The organism is Serratia sp. CoH_122_TC_1 (assembly GCF_058191755.1).
In genome coordinates, this window is sequence record NZ_JBXWLA010000007.1 from 1 (window position 1) to 15408 (window position 15408).

A 15408-nucleotide genomic window follows, 5' to 3' on the forward strand; every position below is an offset into this window, starting at 1 on the left:
CTTAGCGCACCAGGCCGCTGAGGCGGAACGCCGTGCCCATTATGCCGACGCGGCCAGTATTTGGCTTAAAGCATTCGAAGTGGCTCGGGCAGTCGATGTGGTGTGGGTACAAATCCGCATCGATTTTTGTGTCAACGCGGCATCGCGCAACTGGGGTAGATAAAATGCAACCTGTCGCTGATACCGGCAGCATTCAGAAAAACCTTCTCCGTAGCACAGCCAGAGAGCTTCTAAAAGATTTCGACTCCCCCACTAACAAACTCACCTTTCGACAGCTACTCGACAAACACGCAGTGAAAATCGCTCCCTATTGGCCTAAGCATCCACCGGCATGGCTGCGGCTTAACTGTGAGGTTCATCGGGTGCGGGAAGGAAAATAGCCGAGGCATTCAATGTCAGAAATAAATATCAACGATGTGCCATTCACGCTCGCCGAGGCCGCCGCGTACTTAAAAAAGTCCCAAAGAACAGTTAGAGGCCTGATTAAGTCAGGCTTGCTAACGGCGCGTAAAAGCGGACCGAACGGCAAAGGACATTATGAGATTCTCAAATCAGAGTGCCTTGCGTATTACGGCAGGGCAGCACAAAATCAGGCCGTGAATGCAGACGGCCATCAACAGAAAGGTAACAGCAGATGGCCCTTAAACAACGTTACGGCAATTGGTACTGCGACTATGTCGAACCGGGTAGTGGCAAAAGAGTTAGGCGCTGCCTTGACACGACAGACAGGAAACAAGCGCAAGAACTCTACGATCAGTTAAGAGCAGAGGCGTGGCGGGTAAATAAATTGGGTGAGATTGCTGAGCATACTTTTGATGAGGCCTGCTTGCGCTGGCTTACGGAGAAAGATGAAAAGCGCTCATTGGACGATGACCGCACGAAGATAGAGTTTTTCCTTCAGTATTTTTCTGGGAAAAACCTTTCGTCGATCACGGAGGATAGAATTATGGCGGCGGTCGCCAAGATGCCCAACAGAAAGCACCGGCAACGATGGGAATTGAAAAAGAAAGCGGCAGAAAGGCGCGGCAAGCCAGTTCCAGAATATGAACCAAAACCAGTATCAGCGGCAACACGCAGCCAGCACCTATCTTTCATGCGCGGGCTGATGAAGATCGCAGCCGATGAATGGAAGTGGTTACGCAAGGCTCCGGTGATCAAAGTCAGGAAGCCAGTGAGCAAACGAGTTAGGTGGCTGACTAAGGATGAAGCGACCACCCTATTAAAATGCATGCCTGAGCAATTTCGCCCTGTTGTCGTGTTCGCGCTGGCAACAGGTCTTCGTCGCTCTAACATCATTGATCTGGAGTGGTCGCAAGTTGATATGCAAAGAAAGGTTGCCTGGATACACCCAGAGAACGCCAAAGCAGGGAAAGCCATTGGTGTTGCTCTAAATGATACTGCCTGCAAAACGCTACGGGATCAGATTGGTCGCCACTCCCGGTATGTGTTTGTGCATACAACTGCGCGTAAACGCCCAGGCGGAGGTATGACACCCGCAGTCAGGAAAATGCGTGTTGACGATAACTCAGCATGGAATACAGGCAAGCGACGAGCAGGAATAACCGACTTTCGATTTCATGACCTTCGGCATACCTGGGCAAGCTGGTTAGTTCAAGCAGGGGTGCCACTTTCAGCGCTACAAGAAATGGGGGGATGGGAGAGCATAGAAATGGTTCAGCGTTACGCTCACCTTTCCCCTTCCCATTTAACCGAACATGCGAGAAAAATTGACGAAGTCTTGGCGGGCAATGTCACTAATCTGGCACTTTTGGAAAATGTGGCTGTTGGGGAATAAGCGTAAGTCATTGAATCTAAATGGTACGCCCTACAGGGCTCGAACCTGTGACCTACGGCTTAGAAGGCCGTTGCTCTATCCAACTGAGCTAAGGGCGCATGGGGATGCGGCAACCGGAAGTTGCGGAGTGGGATTATACGGTCAGGGGTTACTGAGTCAATGCCTTTTCATAACGTTACGGCGGCGGCCGTGCTTTATGGCGTTTTTTCAACCATTACTGCCCCCGCCCACGGCGTTAACATCCTCATTTGTTTTGTATTAAATCCAGCGACGAGTCAGCGCTGCGTTGAGCCAGGCCGGAATTGGCCGGTTCGATAAGACGTTCTGATTGTTGCTCCGTAGGGCGCTGCAGGCAGATGCGTGCAGAATGCACCATCGCATTGATATTGCCCCAATCAGCATGTTCGGTCGCCAGTAGATTGCAGGCAACTGACAGCGGCTGGCTTAACGCGGCGCTGACCGGTGTGGCATTGAGTGAAGCCTGACCCATCGGGGCCCACGCCAGTAGCATAAGCCCCACCCCTCTGATGCTTATCATGCGTGCAACCTCCGGCACAATGCGTTCAGACGCGTTATCCATGAGGACGGTGCTTTGTGTGCAGCACGTTGATGCAGCGTAATCAACTGTGCAACGTCTGCCGGATGTAATGACGAATCGAACACCGTTTCCCCCACGTGTCTTGGTGGATACGCCAGACTATCGATGGGCTGGTGCAAAGAGTGTAACCGAGTGATGACCATCATGATTTCTCCCCCCCTACCGCAATCTCACTGATTGCAGCTTACGTGGCACAAGGTAAAAAAGGCGTAGAGGATCATTCTGTTGGTATAAAAAAAGCGTAAATCACGCCCAGCAAACGCCATCGATCGCGATTCAACGCCTGACAGCGCGCTCCGCTTCTGACAAAATAGCGTCATTCCCCGCTTTTCTTAATTGATGGATTTCCTCACTGATGTCAGCAAAGATTATTGATGGTAAAACGATTGCGCAGCAGGTTAGAAACGAAGTGGCTGAGCAAGTTAAACAACGTCTGGCTGCCGGTAAACGTGCTCCAGGTCTGGCGGTAGTGCTGGTTGGCGAAAATCCAGCCTCACAAATCTACGTCGCCAGCAAGCGTCGCGCCTGTGATGAAGTGGGCTTTATCTCCCGCTCCTACGATCTACCTGCCACCACCAGTGAGGCCGAATTGCTGGCGTTGATCGATCGGCTGAACGCCGACGGCGAGATCGACGGCATTTTAGTGCAGTTGCCGCTGCCCGCTGGCATCGATAACGTCAAAGTGCTGGAACGCATACATCCGGATAAAGACGTCGACGGTTTCCATCCGTACAACGTCGGCCGCCTGTGCCAACGCGCGCCTAAGCTGCGTCCATGTACGCCACGCGGTATCGTGACGTTGTTAGAGCGCTATAACATCGATACCTACGGTCTGAATGCCGTGGTGGTTGGCGCGTCCAACATCGTCGGTCGCCCAATGAGCATGGAGCTGCTGCTGGCGGGTTGCACGACGACGGTAACGCACCGCTTTACCAAAAATCTGCGCCACCACGTTGAAAACGCCGATCTGCTGGTCGTTGCGGTCGGTAAACCGGGCTTTATTCCAGGCGACTGGATTAAACCGGGTGCCATCGTCGTTGATGTCGGCATTAACCGTCTGGAAAGTGGTAAAGTGGTCGGAGACGTAGATTTTGATGCCGCCAGTGAGCGAGCCGCCTATATTACGCCGGTTCCGGGTGGCGTTGGCCCAATGACCGTTGCTACACTGATCCAAAATACCTTGCAGGCCTGCGAGGTTTATCACGACGTTCAACCTAAATAAGTAAGGCAGTATGGAAACTTTTAATCTGGAAAATCACCCGCACGTCGAACTGTGCGATCTGCTCAAGTTCCAGGGCTGGTGCGAAAGCGGCGGTGCCGCCAAAGAAGTCATCGCCGATGGGCAGGTGAAAGTGAACGGTAAAGTTGAAACGCGTAAGCGCTGCAAAATCGTTGCCGATCAGGTCGTGGAGTTTAACGGCGGCAAGGTGGTTGTTAAGCCGTAAACCCCGCTCCATAGAAAAAGGCGCTGAGTAAACCCCAGCGCCTTTTTTGTTTGTTAGCCTAACGCGAATTACTTACGGCGCCAGGTCGTCCCCTGCGGGCCATCTTCCAGCACGATGTTCATCTCGTTCAAGCGATCGCGCGCAGCATCCGCCAGCGCCCAATCTTTAGCTTTACGGGCATCGTTACGTTGCTTGATTAAGGCTTCAATCTCTGTCACTTCAGCATCGTCAGCTTGTGCACCGCTTTGCAGGAACAATTCTGGTTCTTGCTGCAACAGGCCCAGCACCTTCGCCAGCTTGCGTAATTCCGCTGCCAACCCATTAGCTGCATTCAGGTCTTCAGCCTTCAGGCGGTTAACTTCACGCGCCAAATCAAACAGGGCTGAATACGCTTCCGGCGTATTGAAATCGTCGTCCATCGCCTCGCGGAAACGGCTTTCAAATACTTCACCACCCGCCGGTTGAGCGTTGGCATCGGTACCGCGCAGCGCGGTGTACAGACGTTCCAATGCCGTACGTGCCTGTTTCAGGTTCTCTTCGCTGTAGTTCAGTTGGCTACGATAATGGCCGGACATCAGGAAGTAACGGACGGTTTCGGCGTCGTAGTAACCCAACACGTCGCGGATGGTGAAGAAATTATCCAATGACTTGGACATTTTCTCTTTGTCGATCATCACCATACCGGAGTGCATCCAGTAGTTCACGTACGGGCCGTCATGCGCACAGCTTGACTGAGCAATCTCGTTCTCGTGGTGCGGGAACATCAGATCGGAACCGCCGCCGTGGATATCAAAGTGGGTACCCAACTGCTTACCATTCATGGCAGAACATTCAATGTGCCAGCCCGGACGGCCTGCGCCCCACGGGGATTCCCAGCTTGGCTCACCCGGCTTGGACATCTTCCACAGCACGAAATCCATTGGGTTGCGCTTCACGTCGTCGATTTCTACGCGTGCACCGGCTTGCAGTTGATCCAGATCCTGGCGTGACAACAAACCGTATTGCGGATCGCTGTCAATGGAGAACATCACGTCGCCGTTGCTGGCCACATACGCATGATCACGGTCGATCAGACGCTGGGTGATCTCAATGATTTCAGCGATATGCTGGGTCGCACGTGGCTCGATGTCCGGGCGTTCGATCAACAGGGAATCAAAGTCGGCATGCATTTCTGCCAGCATACGCGTGGTCAGTTGATCGCAGCTTTCGCCGTTTTCTGTCGCGCGACGGATAATTTTGTCATCAACGTCGGTAACATTACGCACGTAGTTCAGCGAATAGCCGAGATAACGCAAATAACGCGCCACCACGTCGAAAGCAACAAAGGTACGCCCGTGGCCGATATGACACAGGTCATAGATGGTTACCCCGCACACGTACATGCCAACTTTACCGGCATGAATGGGTTTGAATTCCTCTTTTTGACGACTCAGGGTATTAAAAATCTTTAGCATCGGGACATTCCGTGGTGTGCGTGATAACAAAAAGGTCATTAGGGGTTAACCCAGTAGCATATTGAAACCCGAAGCCTGATCTAATGCAAGGTTAAGGCCACGCTTTGCTGAGCTGAACCGTGGAAAACGGCGATAAATCAGGGAATACAATCAATGTTATAATATAACAAAAACACTTTTACCACAGACTGTGCGCGGTTTAGCCGCTGCTGACTCATTAAAGGAGATATGTTATAACGACGGTCTGATTGTTCACTCGCTCTACGTGACATCTCACTTCATCTTGTTAGGACTAAAACTATGGTTACTTTCCACACTAATCACGGCGACATCGTTATCAACACCTTTGCTGACAAAGCGCCGGTTACCGTTGAAAACTTCCTGAACTACTGCCGTGACGGCTTCTACAACAACACCATTTTCCACCGTGTTATCAATGGCTTTATGGTTCAGGGCGGCGGTTTTGAGCCTGGCATGACTCAGAAAGACACCAAGGCAACCATCAAGAACGAAGCCAACAACGGTCTGAAAAACACCATCGGTACCCTGGCAATGGCGCGTACCAACGATCCACACTCCGCGACTGCACAGTTCTTCATCAACGTAGCTGACAACGACTTCCTGAACTTCCGCGGCGAAAACGCGCAAGGCTGGGGTTACTGCGTGTTTGCTGAAGTTGTTGAAGGCATGGACGTGGTTAACAAGATCAAAGGTGTGAAAACTGGCCGCAGCGGCATGCACCAGGACGTGCCGGTAGAAGACGTGATCATCACCAGCGTTACCGTCAGCGAGTAATCGCGGCTGCATGCACCAGCTGTTTATCGCAGATCTGCATTTAAGCGCACAGGAACCGGCAATCACTGCCGGTTTTCTGCGCTTTTTGCGGCAAGATGCCATTCACGCCGACGCCCTGTACATTCTTGGCGACCTGTTCGAAGCCTGGATCGGCGATGACGATCCCGAGCCGCTGCACGGTGAAATCGCCGCGGCGTTGAAGGCGCTGCAACAGGCTGGTGTGCCCTGCTATTTTATCCACGGTAATCGTGACTTTCTGGTTGGCAAACGCTTTGCCCGCGCCAGCGGTATGCAGCTGCTGCCGGAAGAAAAGGTGCTGGACCTGTACGGCCGCAAAATACTGATCCTGCACGGTGACACACTCTGTACCGACGATCATGCATACCAAGAATTCCGCAGCAAAGTGCATAACACCTGGATCCAACGGCTGTTTCTGGCAATGCCGTTGCGCTGGCGTCTTAAGATCGCCGCCAAAATGCGCGCACGTAGCCAACAGAGCAACCAATACAAGTCTGAATCTATTATGGACGTCAACCCGCAAGCGGTTGAACAGGCAATGTTACGCCACAACGTTCACTGGATGATCCACGGTCACACACACCGTCCTGCTGTGCATGATCTGACGCTGAGCAACGGTAAAGCCCACCGCGCAGTACTGGGTGCCTGGCACGTTGAAGGCTCAATGATCAAAGTCAGCGCTGACGCCGTCGAATTGATCCAATTCCCCTTCTAAGTTCCTGACATATTGCGCGAGTAAAAAATTCGCGCTTTTGACGGTGAAAACTGGCGACGCAACCGTTTTCCTTGCCGTGCGCTCATGGTATGCTCTACGCCCTCATTCGGCCTCCCGCCGCAGGCAACCGGCCGTCGTTTGTACAATTACAGGAGCCTTACACCCATGGGAGCCAACGCCGCTTCAGCCACCCACGCTGGGGTTAGAATCGCAATTGTAATGGGATCGAAAAGTGACTGGGCCACCATGCAGTTTGCGGCCGACGTCCTGACCTCGCTCAATGTCCCGTTCCATGTCGAAGTCGTTTCCGCTCATCGTACGCCAGATAAGCTGTTCAGCTTCGCCGAACAGGCAAGTGCCAATGGCTTTGACGTGATCATCGCCGGTGCGGGCGGTGCTGCGCATCTGCCAGGCATGCTGGCCGCGAAAACTCTGGTACCGGTGCTGGGTGTGCCGGTGCAAAGCGCCGCATTGAGTGGCGTAGATAGCCTGTACTCCATCGTACAAATGCCACGTGGTATCCCCGTCGGTACGCTGGCGATCGGCAAAGCCGGCGCCGCTAATGCCGCGCTCTTGGCAGCGCAAATTCTGGCACTGCACGACCCGCTGCTGGCACAACGCCTGGCAGACTGGCGTCAAGCGCAGACCGACGACGTACTGAACAACCCGGATCCGCGGGAGGAAGCATGAAGCCGGTTTGCGTACTGGGCAATGGTCAGTTGGGGCGCATGCTGCGCCAGGCCGGTGAACCGCTGGGTATCGCCGTCTATCCGGTTGGCATCGACGCCGAACCGGAAGCTGTGCCTTATCAAAACAGTGTGATCACCGCCGAGATCGAACGCTGGCCGGAAACGGCACTGACGCGCGAATTAGCGACCCATAATAGTTTCGTCAACCGCGATATTTTCCCGCGTTTGGCAGATCGTCTGACGCAAAAACAGTTGCTCGATCAACTGGGTCTGGATACCACACCTTGGCAGCTGCTGGCCAACGCCGCCGAATGGCCGCAGGTGTTTGCCACCCTCGGTGAACTGGCTATCGTCAAACGCCGTGTGGGCGGATACGACGGTCGCGGCCAATGGCGTTTACGTCCAGGCCAGGAAGCCGAGCTGCCGGCAGATACCTACGGTGAATGCATCGTCGAACAAGGCATTAACTTCTCTGGCGAGGTGTCTTTGGTTGGTGCGCGTGGGCACGATGGCAAGTCCGTGTTCTATCCGCTGACCCATAACCTGCATGAAGAAGGTATTCTGCGCACCAGCGTCGCATTGCCGCAGCCTAACCCAGCCTTGCAGCATCAGGCCGAGCAGATGCTAACCGCCATCCTTGATGAGCTGAACTACGTCGGTGTGATGGCGATGGAGTGCTTTATCGTTGGCGATCGTCTGTTGATTAATGAACTGGCCCCCCGCGTACACAACAGCGGCCACTGGACGCAGAACGGCGCGTCCATCAGCCAGTTCGAACTGCATTTACGTGCCATTCTTGCCCTGCCGTTGCCAAAGCCGGTGGTGAGTACGCCGTCAGTGATGGTTAACCTGATTGGCACCGCAGTGAATCAGCAATGGCTGGCATTACCGCTGGTACATCTGCACTGGTACGAAAAAGAAGTACGTGAAGGTCGCAAGGTCGGGCACCTGAACCTGAACGATCCTGATGCCGTCGCTCTGCAACAGTCATTACTGGCTTTAGCACCGCTGTTGCCAGCCGAATACCAAAGCGGTCTGGCCTGGGCGCAGCAAAAGCTGGCTTAAGCGTTACGCCGCACCAAAAAAAGGGTTCAACTCAATGGGTTGAACCCTTTTTATTACCGATGAAAAGCTAATCACGCTGTACCCTAAATAATTGGAGTTGCATCGCGGCGGCAAGCTTGTAAGCCCCTAGAGCATAGATAACTATGTGACTGGGGCACGCAAGCGCAGCCAACAAAGAGGCAGCTTCAAGTATGACGCGTATAGCCCTGCGGATTTTTGCTCTGCCAATTCCAGGTATCACGCATCATCACGTCAAGCCCGCGTTGCACTTGCCAACCTAGCTCCTGTTTTGCCAACCCGGCATCAGCCCAGAAGGCAGGCAAGTCGCCCGCCCGGCGCGGTAAAATCTGATAAGAAATGGTGACACCCGAAGCTTTTTCAAACGCTTTCACCATCTCCAGCACCGAGTAACCGACCCCGGAGCCCAGATTATACGCTTTGAAACCAGCGATCTGCGGTAAGTGATCCATCGCCGCCAGGTGCCCCTGAGCAACATCCATCACGTGAATGTAGTCACGCACGCCCGTCCCATCTTTAGTGGGATAGTCGCCGCCAAACACGCTCAGCGTTTTCCGCTGACCAATTGCCACCTGGGCAATGTAAGGCAGCAAATTATTAGGGATGCCGCTCGGGTCTTCACCAATCAAGCCGGACTCGTGAGCGCCCACTGGATTGAAGTAGCGCAGAGCGATAATCGAAAATGCCGGCTCCGCCTTGGCAAAATCCTGCAGGATCTGCTCTACCATCCATTTGGACGTACCGTAGGGGCTGGTGGTGCCGCCGATCGGCATATCTTCCCGATAAGGCACCGGCGCGTGCTCGCCGTACACCGTGGCGGAGGAGCTAAAGATAAACCGATGAGCGCCCGCCTGACGCATAGCTTCCAGTAACACCAGCGTGCCCGCCACGTTGTTTTGATAGTACTCCAGTGGCTTTTGGGTGGACTCCCCCACCGCCTTCAGACCGGCAAAATGGATCACGCAGGCGATCGGCTGCTCCTTAAAGATCCGCTGCAAGCAGTCGGCATCCTGTACATCGCCCTGGTAGAACTTCACGGCTTTGCCCGTCAGCTGTTCCACACGGCGCAAAGACTCTTCAGATGCGTTAATCAAATTGTCCAGCACCACCACATCTTCACCACGTTCCAACAATGTCAGTACGGTGTGCGAACCTATATATCCGGCACCGCCGGTAACCAGAATCGTCATAATTTTCCCTTAATCTGTGCCTGACGCAAAACTCGTCCTATGGCGAGCCACACGTGAGCGCTTAACGTGAGCCAATGTTACGTAACGGCTTACCGACCATCAGATTGCGCTCAATATGTTCCAGAGAGATATTCTTCGTTTCTGGAATCAATGCCAGCGTGATGAAAATAAACACGACATTGAGTGCCGCATACACCCAGAAGGTGTGTGCACTGCCCAGCGAATTCAGCATGGTCAGGAATGTCGCACCGACGATCATGTTGGCGATCCAGTTGGTTGCTGTGGAACAGGTGATACCAAAATCGCGGCCTTTCAGTGGCTGAATCTCTGAGCACAGTACCCAGATCAGTGGGCCGGCACTCATGGCAAACCCGACAATAAACATCAGCAACATGATAATGGCGAAGTATTGTTCCGTCGGTGAACTCATCCCCACATTCATCATCGTCCCCAGCGCCCCCATGCCCACGGCCATGACGATAAAGCCCAGCGTCAGCGTCGGTTTGCGTCCCCAGCGATCAACCAAACCAATGGCAATAAAGGTGGCCAACACGTTAACCAAGCCAACAATAACCGTGCCCCACATCTGCTGCGCGGTACTGGCAAAACCCGCCAGACCAAAAATCTTCGGCGCGTAATACATGATGACGTTCATCCCGGTGAACTGTTGCATTACCTGTAGCAGAACGCCGAGGAAAACGGCACGTCGGAAATTTTTATTGTCCTTAAACAACGTCCAGCCACTTTGTTTCAGCTTAAGGCTCTCACGGATTTCGTTCAGTTCGTGCTGTGCCTGGGCACTGCTGTCGCGCAGTTTTTCCAATACCTGGCGCGCCTGCTCATGACGATTACGTGAAGCCAGCCAGCGTGGGCTATCCGGCAAGAAAAATACCCCAATCAGCAGCAATACGGCAGGAATCGTGATCACCCCCAGCATCCAGCGCCAGGCACCGGTATAGCTGAATGCAGTATCCGACAGGTAAGCGGCCAGAATACCGATGGTAATCATCAGCTGGTACATGGAAATCATGCTGCCACGGATTTTTTCTGGTGCGATTTCAGACAGATAAATAGGGGCGGTGTAGGATGCAACACCCACCGCCAGCCCAAGCAGCACGCGAGAAATCAACAAGATCTCCACGTTGGGTGCCGCAGCTGAGCACAGCGAACCCACGACAAACAAGACTGCGCCAATCATCAGGCTGTATTTACGCCCGATGCGGAAGTTCATCCAACCACTGCCCACGGCACCGACAGCGGCCCCAAACATCATTGAGCTAACCACCCACTCCTGCTGGGAGCTCGTGATATGGAACGAATCCGTAATAAATGGCAGGGCACCCGCAATGACGCCGATATCCAGACCAAACAGCAACCCGGCCAGCGCAGCCAAAAAACAGACGAAAAAAGTCATACCTGCATTGTTTTGGCTTTTATCCGCCGCTGCAACGTTGACGGTAGTACTCATACTGCCTCCGATGAATAACGTTCTTAAGTTGTCGTTATGATAGGAGGCAATCCATCCAAGAGAAGTGAGTGCGATCACATTAGTGGAAACGATTACATTATTTTATTTTCGATACACAAAAACAAGCCAGCCTGTAAAACCACTAAATAGCATTGATTTTAATGAATAATAACAACATTTACTCTTTTATCATGACGAGACAGGTTACATCTCCTTACTCTAACGCGCGGTGTGCATTTTAATAATTCGAACCATAAATGTAATCGATTTCACAATAAATCTATCAAGCGTCAGAACCCATTGGCAAGGAACGGAAATGACATACAGGAGGTTTTTGACACGCGAGGGGCATGGTGGCAGGAGCAATATTTTGTTCAGGCGGCCCCGGAATCAGGGCCGCCTGATAATGAGGGCGAGTTACCCGTCGTAACTGCGGAACAGTGCCTGACCGCGCAACAACCTCACGCCCAGCCAACCACCACATAGCGATAGCAGCAGCGCACTGAGTAACGGCAGCGCCCACCACAGCACAGGCGTTGGCGCCCAGGGGAAGTCAAACACCTGGCTTTGCAACAGCCACAAGGCAGCTTCCGCGCCCACCGCAGCAGCAATGCCCGCGACCAGCCCCAGTAAGGCAAACTCACACCATAACGTGCTGCGTAACAGGCGTTTGCCGGCTCCTAACGTGCGATACACCACCAGTTCCTGACGCCGTTGGCGCATGCCTACCTGCACCTGGGCCATCAATAGCAAACCACCACAAAGCACCACCAGCACCACCATCACTTCCAGTGCGCGGCTCACCTGCTGCAGCACACCGCCAACCTGTTTGAGGATCGAACCTATATCCAACAGGCTGAGCGTCGGGAACTGGCGATTAAGTTGGGTCAACATCTGGCCGTCCCCGTCGTAGCGGAAACTGGTGAGCCAGGTTTGTGGCTGACCGTCCAGCGCACCCGGCGGGAAGATGAAGTAAAAGTTCGGTTTCAGGCTTTCCCAATCCACCTGCCGCAGGCTGGTGACTTTCGCGCTGAAAGACTGGGTATCACCGCTAAAGGTCAGGGTATCGCCCAGCTTGACGTTGAGCCGCCCGGCAATGCCTTGATCCATCGAGACCTCCCCAGTCTTCGGCGGCCAGTTGCCTGCCAGCAAAGGATTGTGCGCGGGCAGATCAGCCAGCCAGGTCAGGTTCAGCTCACGATTCACTGCCTCACCGCCCGGATCGTCCTCATGCACCCGTTCGGTCGCCACCTGCTTGTTAATCTCGGTCAAACGTACGCGGACAATCGGGTAGTAAGTTTCCGGGTTAATTTGATGTTGCTGCAGGAAGGTTTTCACCTGCGGCACCTGGGCTTCTGTCAGGTTCAGCAGGAAGTAGTTCGGGCTATCCGGCGGCAATTGCTGCTGCCAGCGGTCGAGCAAATCACCGCGTAGAACCAGTAATAATGCCAATAACATGAACGACAAAGAGAAGGCCGCCAGCTGGCTGACCGTGACCCAGGGTTGATGCAGCAACCGATTAACCGCCAACCGCAGTGCAAGATTTTTCAGCGTAATCCGGCGTAGCAATAACAAACTGCCCCAACCAATACCGCCCAACAATAAGGCCAGCACCAAAATACCGGCGAGGATAGACCACAACAGCGTGCTGGCCCCCATCAGCGCGGTCAATAACACCACGACAATCAATGCCGCCGCTGGCAGAAAATAGCGCAGTGGCCAGACAGTGGCCACTACATCGCGCCGCAATACCCGGAGCGGTTGAGTCGCCAGTAACTGACGGTACGGGCGTAACCCCACCAGCAACGAAATCATCAGCAACGCGCCGATTGCCCATAGCCACGGCCAGGTACCCGCCGCGGGCAGTTCAGCTGGCAGTACGGGGGCCAGCAACCGAATTAACACGGCTTCAAACCCCAACCCGATAAGCCCTCCACAGGCGGCGGCCAGCAGGATCACGGCCAGCCACTGGCCAACAATCAACTTACGCAACGCGCTACGGCCCGCACCCAGCGTTTTTAACACAGCGATCAGATCGTAACGGCTACGGCAATAGTGGCTCATCGCCACCGCCACGGCGGCAATCGACAGCAGCAGCGTCAGCAACGCCGACAGCAACAGGAACTGCTGCGAACGCTGTAGTGATTTGCCCAACGCACTGCCAGACTCCTGCGGCCCAAACCAGCGCTGATCGGGTGTAAGTTGTGACGTCAGGCGATCCTCGTAACGCTGGACATCTTGCGGGGCGCCGGCAAACATATACCTATAGGTCAGCCGACTGCCGGGCTGCACCGCCCCGGTTTTATCCACGTCCGCCAGATTGATCATGATGCGTGGCGCGGTCTGGAACGGGTTGAAGCCAGAATCGGGTTCCTGAAGGATTTCACCGACGATACGCAAGCGGGTATCGCCAACATCCAGCGTATCCCCCACCTTCACGTTCAACAGCGCCAGCAAGCGCGGGGCGACCAATACACTCCCCGGCGTCAACTTGACGTTGGCGGGACGCGTTTCCAGCTTGCCGTACAGCGGATAGGCCAGATCGGTGGCCTTCACGTCTGCCAACTGCGGCCTGTCCCCGGCGTAGGTCATGGTGGTAAACGACAGCTGCCGGCTGACTTTCAGCCCTTGTTGCTGCGCATCCAGCAACCAGCCATCCGGTACCGGTCGGGCGCTGCGCAATACTCGGTCGCCCGCGATAAAATCACGGCTCTGCTGGCTCAGGCCCTTATCCATACGATCACTGATGCTACCCAGAGCCAGCACACAGGCCATCGACAGCGTGAGCGCTAACCAGACGATCAGCAGTGACGGCGATCGCCACTCTCGCCAAAACCAACGCCAGATCATACTTCCTCCCACAGCTTGCCTTCGCGCAGGCGCAACCGACGTTGGCAGCGCGCCGCCAACGTTTCATCATGGGTCACCAGGATTAGCGTGGTGGAAAAATCGCGGTTGAGGGAAAACAGTAAATCGGCAATGCGTTCACCCGTCTGGCGATCAAGGTTGCCGGTCGGTTCATCAGCAAACAGCACCCGCGGCCTACCGCTGAACGCCCGCGCCAGCGCGACACGCTGCTGCTCGCCACCGGAAAGCTGCGCCGGCAGGTGAGTAAGGCGTTTGCCCAGCCCAAGCTGTTCCAACAACTGCACCGCCTGGTCTCTGCTTTGGCGATCGCTTTCACCACGCAATAACGCCGGTAACTGCACGTTTTCCAGCGCATTGAGCGTGGGTACCAACATAAATGACTGAAACACAAAGCCGACATTCTTAGCACGCAGCGCGGCCCGGCCCTCTTCATCCAACGCGGTCAGCGACTCGCCCAACAAATGCACGTCCCCCTCACTGCCGTCATCCAACCCGGCGAGGATCCCCAGCAACGTTGATTTCCCCGAGCCGGACTCGCCAATCAAGGCAATTGTCTGTGCGGGTTTGACAACCAGCTCGACTCCGGTAAGGATGGAGAGCTGATGCTCACCCTGACCAACGTGTTTACTAAGATGATGAACTTCAAGAACGTTTTCCGCTGGCATCTTCCCTTCCTTTTGCTGTTGGGATTATTCAGTTTACGCGCTGTCGCCGCCGATACATTATTGATTTTAGGCGACAGTTTAAGCGCCGGTTACCGCTTGCCGGTGGCGCAGGCCTGGCCGACGTTGCTGGCCGAGCAGTGGCAGAAAAAACCGGGTGATCCGCAACTGGTCAATGCCAGTATCAGCGGCGACACCGCCGCACAGGGGTTGGCACGTCTGCCCGAGTTATTGAAACAACACCAGCCACGCTGGGTGCTGATCGAACTGGGTGCCAACGACGGTCTGCGTGGTTTCCCAGCGCAGGACCTGCAGCGCGATCTCAGCCAAATTATCACTTTGGTGCAGAAAGCCGGCGCACAGCCGTTGCTGATGCAGATCCGTATTCCCCCTAACTATGGCCGCCGTTATACCGAAGCCTTTAGCGCCATTTACCCAGCGCTGGCTAAACAGTTCAACATCCCGCTTCTGCCGTTCTACATGGAACAGGTGGTGATTAAAGCGGAATGGATGCAGGATGACGGATTGCATCCCAATAAGGATGCCCAACCGTTTATCGCCACCTGGATGGCGGAACGCCTGGAACCTCTAGTAAAACATGAGTCTAATTAAATAGGGCTGCACACTA

16 protein-coding genes, 1 tRNA gene and 1 pseudogene are annotated in these 15408 nt (G+C 54.4%); 10 read left to right on the top strand and 8 right to left on the bottom strand.

What is annotated here, in order from left to right:
• The 3 genes and pseudogenes from AC2FC2_RS10325 to AC2FC2_RS10335 all read left to right on the top strand — a co-directional run.
• A partial coding sequence (locus tag AC2FC2_RS10325; protein WP_490659248.1) for an ANR family transcriptional regulator occupies nt 1-163 on the top strand: 163 nt, incomplete at its 5' end.
• Between the two features lie 229 nt (nt 164-392).
• Nucleotides 393-506: pseudogene (locus AC2FC2_RS10330) on the top strand (helix-turn-helix domain-containing protein); the annotation flags it as partial.
• 128 nt (nt 507-634) lie between these two features.
• Entirely contained in the window at nt 635-1795 is a 1161-nt protein-coding gene (locus AC2FC2_RS10335; RefSeq protein WP_261278876.1) for a tyrosine-type recombinase/integrase, read from the top strand.
• A gap of 21 nt (nt 1796-1816) precedes the next feature.
• Here the strand turns inward: AC2FC2_RS10335 and AC2FC2_RS10340 are convergent.
• The 3 genes from AC2FC2_RS10340 to AC2FC2_RS10350 form a co-directional block, all read right to left on the bottom strand.
• Nucleotides 1817-1893, bottom strand: a tRNA-Arg gene (locus tag AC2FC2_RS10340).
• 146 nt (nt 1894-2039) lie between these two features.
• Nucleotides 2040-2306, bottom strand: coding sequence for a hypothetical protein (locus tag AC2FC2_RS10345; protein WP_490659177.1), 267 nt, complete (start codon nt 2304-2306; stop codon nt 2040-2042).
• Between the two features lie 23 nt (nt 2307-2329).
• Nucleotides 2330-2539: a hypothetical protein gene (locus AC2FC2_RS10350; RefSeq protein WP_490659178.1), complete on the bottom strand. Its 210-nt coding sequence runs from the start codon at nt 2537-2539 to the stop codon at nt 2330-2332.
• 209 nt (nt 2540-2748) lie between these two features.
• On the opposite strand from AC2FC2_RS10350, the gene folD reads away from it, so the two are divergent.
• The gene (gene folD, locus AC2FC2_RS10355) at nt 2749-3615 is read left to right on the top strand and encodes a bifunctional methylenetetrahydrofolate dehydrogenase/methenyltetrahydrofolate cyclohydrolase FolD (protein WP_209636425.1); all 867 of its coding nucleotides are present in this window, start codon (nt 2749-2751) and stop codon (nt 3613-3615) included.
• A 10-nt stretch (nt 3616-3625) separates the two neighbouring features.
• On the top strand, nt 3626-3838 hold the full coding sequence (ybcJ, locus tag AC2FC2_RS10360) for a ribosome-associated protein YbcJ (protein ID WP_037417915.1): 213 nt from the start codon (nt 3626-3628) through the stop codon (nt 3836-3838).
• A gap of 68 nt (nt 3839-3906) precedes the next feature.
• Here the strand turns inward: ybcJ and cysS are convergent, their stop codons facing one another.
• The gene (cysS, locus tag AC2FC2_RS10365; protein WP_209636428.1) at nt 3907-5292 is read right to left on the bottom strand and encodes a cysteine--tRNA ligase; all 1386 of its coding nucleotides are present in this window, start codon (nt 5290-5292) and stop codon (nt 3907-3909) included.
• A 300-nt stretch (nt 5293-5592) separates the two neighbouring features.
• On the opposite strand from cysS, the gene ppiB reads away from it, so the two are divergent.
• The 4 genes from ppiB (at nt 5593) to purK (ending at nt 8574) form a co-directional block, all read left to right on the top strand.
• Entirely contained in the window at nt 5593-6087 is a 495-nt protein-coding gene (gene ppiB, locus AC2FC2_RS10370) for a peptidylprolyl isomerase B (protein ID WP_209636430.1), read from the top strand.
• 10 nt (nt 6088-6097) lie between these two features.
• Nucleotides 6098-6820, top strand: a complete 723-nt coding sequence (locus AC2FC2_RS10375; protein ID WP_209636432.1) for a UDP-2,3-diacylglucosamine diphosphatase — start codon at nt 6098-6100, stop codon at nt 6818-6820.
• Between the two features lie 165 nt (nt 6821-6985).
• Complete coding sequence (gene purE, locus AC2FC2_RS10380; protein WP_490659179.1) at nt 6986-7510, top strand: 5-(carboxyamino)imidazole ribonucleotide mutase; 525 nt, start codon at nt 6986-6988, stop codon at nt 7508-7510.
• Nucleotides 7507-8574, top strand: coding sequence for a 5-(carboxyamino)imidazole ribonucleotide synthase (gene purK, locus AC2FC2_RS10385; RefSeq protein WP_490659180.1), 1068 nt, complete (start codon nt 7507-7509; stop codon nt 8572-8574). Before purE ends, purK begins: the two co-directional genes overlap by 4 nt.
• A 185-nt stretch (nt 8575-8759) precedes the next feature.
• On the opposite strand, the gene galE is transcribed toward purK, so the two are convergent.
• The 4 genes from galE to ybbA form a co-directional block, all read right to left on the bottom strand.
• Nucleotides 8760-9782 carry a UDP-glucose 4-epimerase GalE gene (gene galE / locus AC2FC2_RS10390; protein ID WP_400768387.1) on the bottom strand — a complete coding sequence of 341 codons (1023 nt, stop codon included), beginning with the start codon at nt 9780-9782 and terminating at the stop codon, nt 8760-8762.
• 61 nt (nt 9783-9843) lie between these two features.
• Entirely contained in the window at nt 9844-11250 is a 1407-nt protein-coding gene (locus tag AC2FC2_RS10395; protein WP_490659181.1) for a sugar porter family MFS transporter, read from the bottom strand.
• A 417-nt stretch (nt 11251-11667) separates the two neighbouring features.
• Nucleotides 11668-14100 carry a putative ABC transporter permease subunit YbbP gene (ybbP, locus tag AC2FC2_RS10400; protein ID WP_490659182.1) on the bottom strand — a complete coding sequence of 811 codons (2433 nt, stop codon included), beginning with the start codon at nt 14098-14100 and terminating at the stop codon, nt 11668-11670.
• Nucleotides 14097-14783, bottom strand: coding sequence for a putative ABC transporter ATP-binding protein YbbA (ybbA, locus tag AC2FC2_RS10405; protein ID WP_265554526.1), 687 nt, complete (start codon nt 14781-14783; stop codon nt 14097-14099). The genes ybbP and ybbA overlap by 4 nt, the downstream gene beginning before the upstream one ends.
• On the opposite strand from ybbA, the gene tesA reads away from it, so the two are divergent.
• Complete coding sequence (gene tesA, locus AC2FC2_RS10410; RefSeq protein WP_209636909.1) at nt 14754-15392, top strand: multifunctional acyl-CoA thioesterase I/protease I/lysophospholipase L1; 639 nt, start codon at nt 14754-14756, stop codon at nt 15390-15392. The genes ybbA and tesA overlap by 30 nt on opposite strands.
• The last annotated feature ends 16 nt before the right edge of the window (nt 15393-15408 follow it).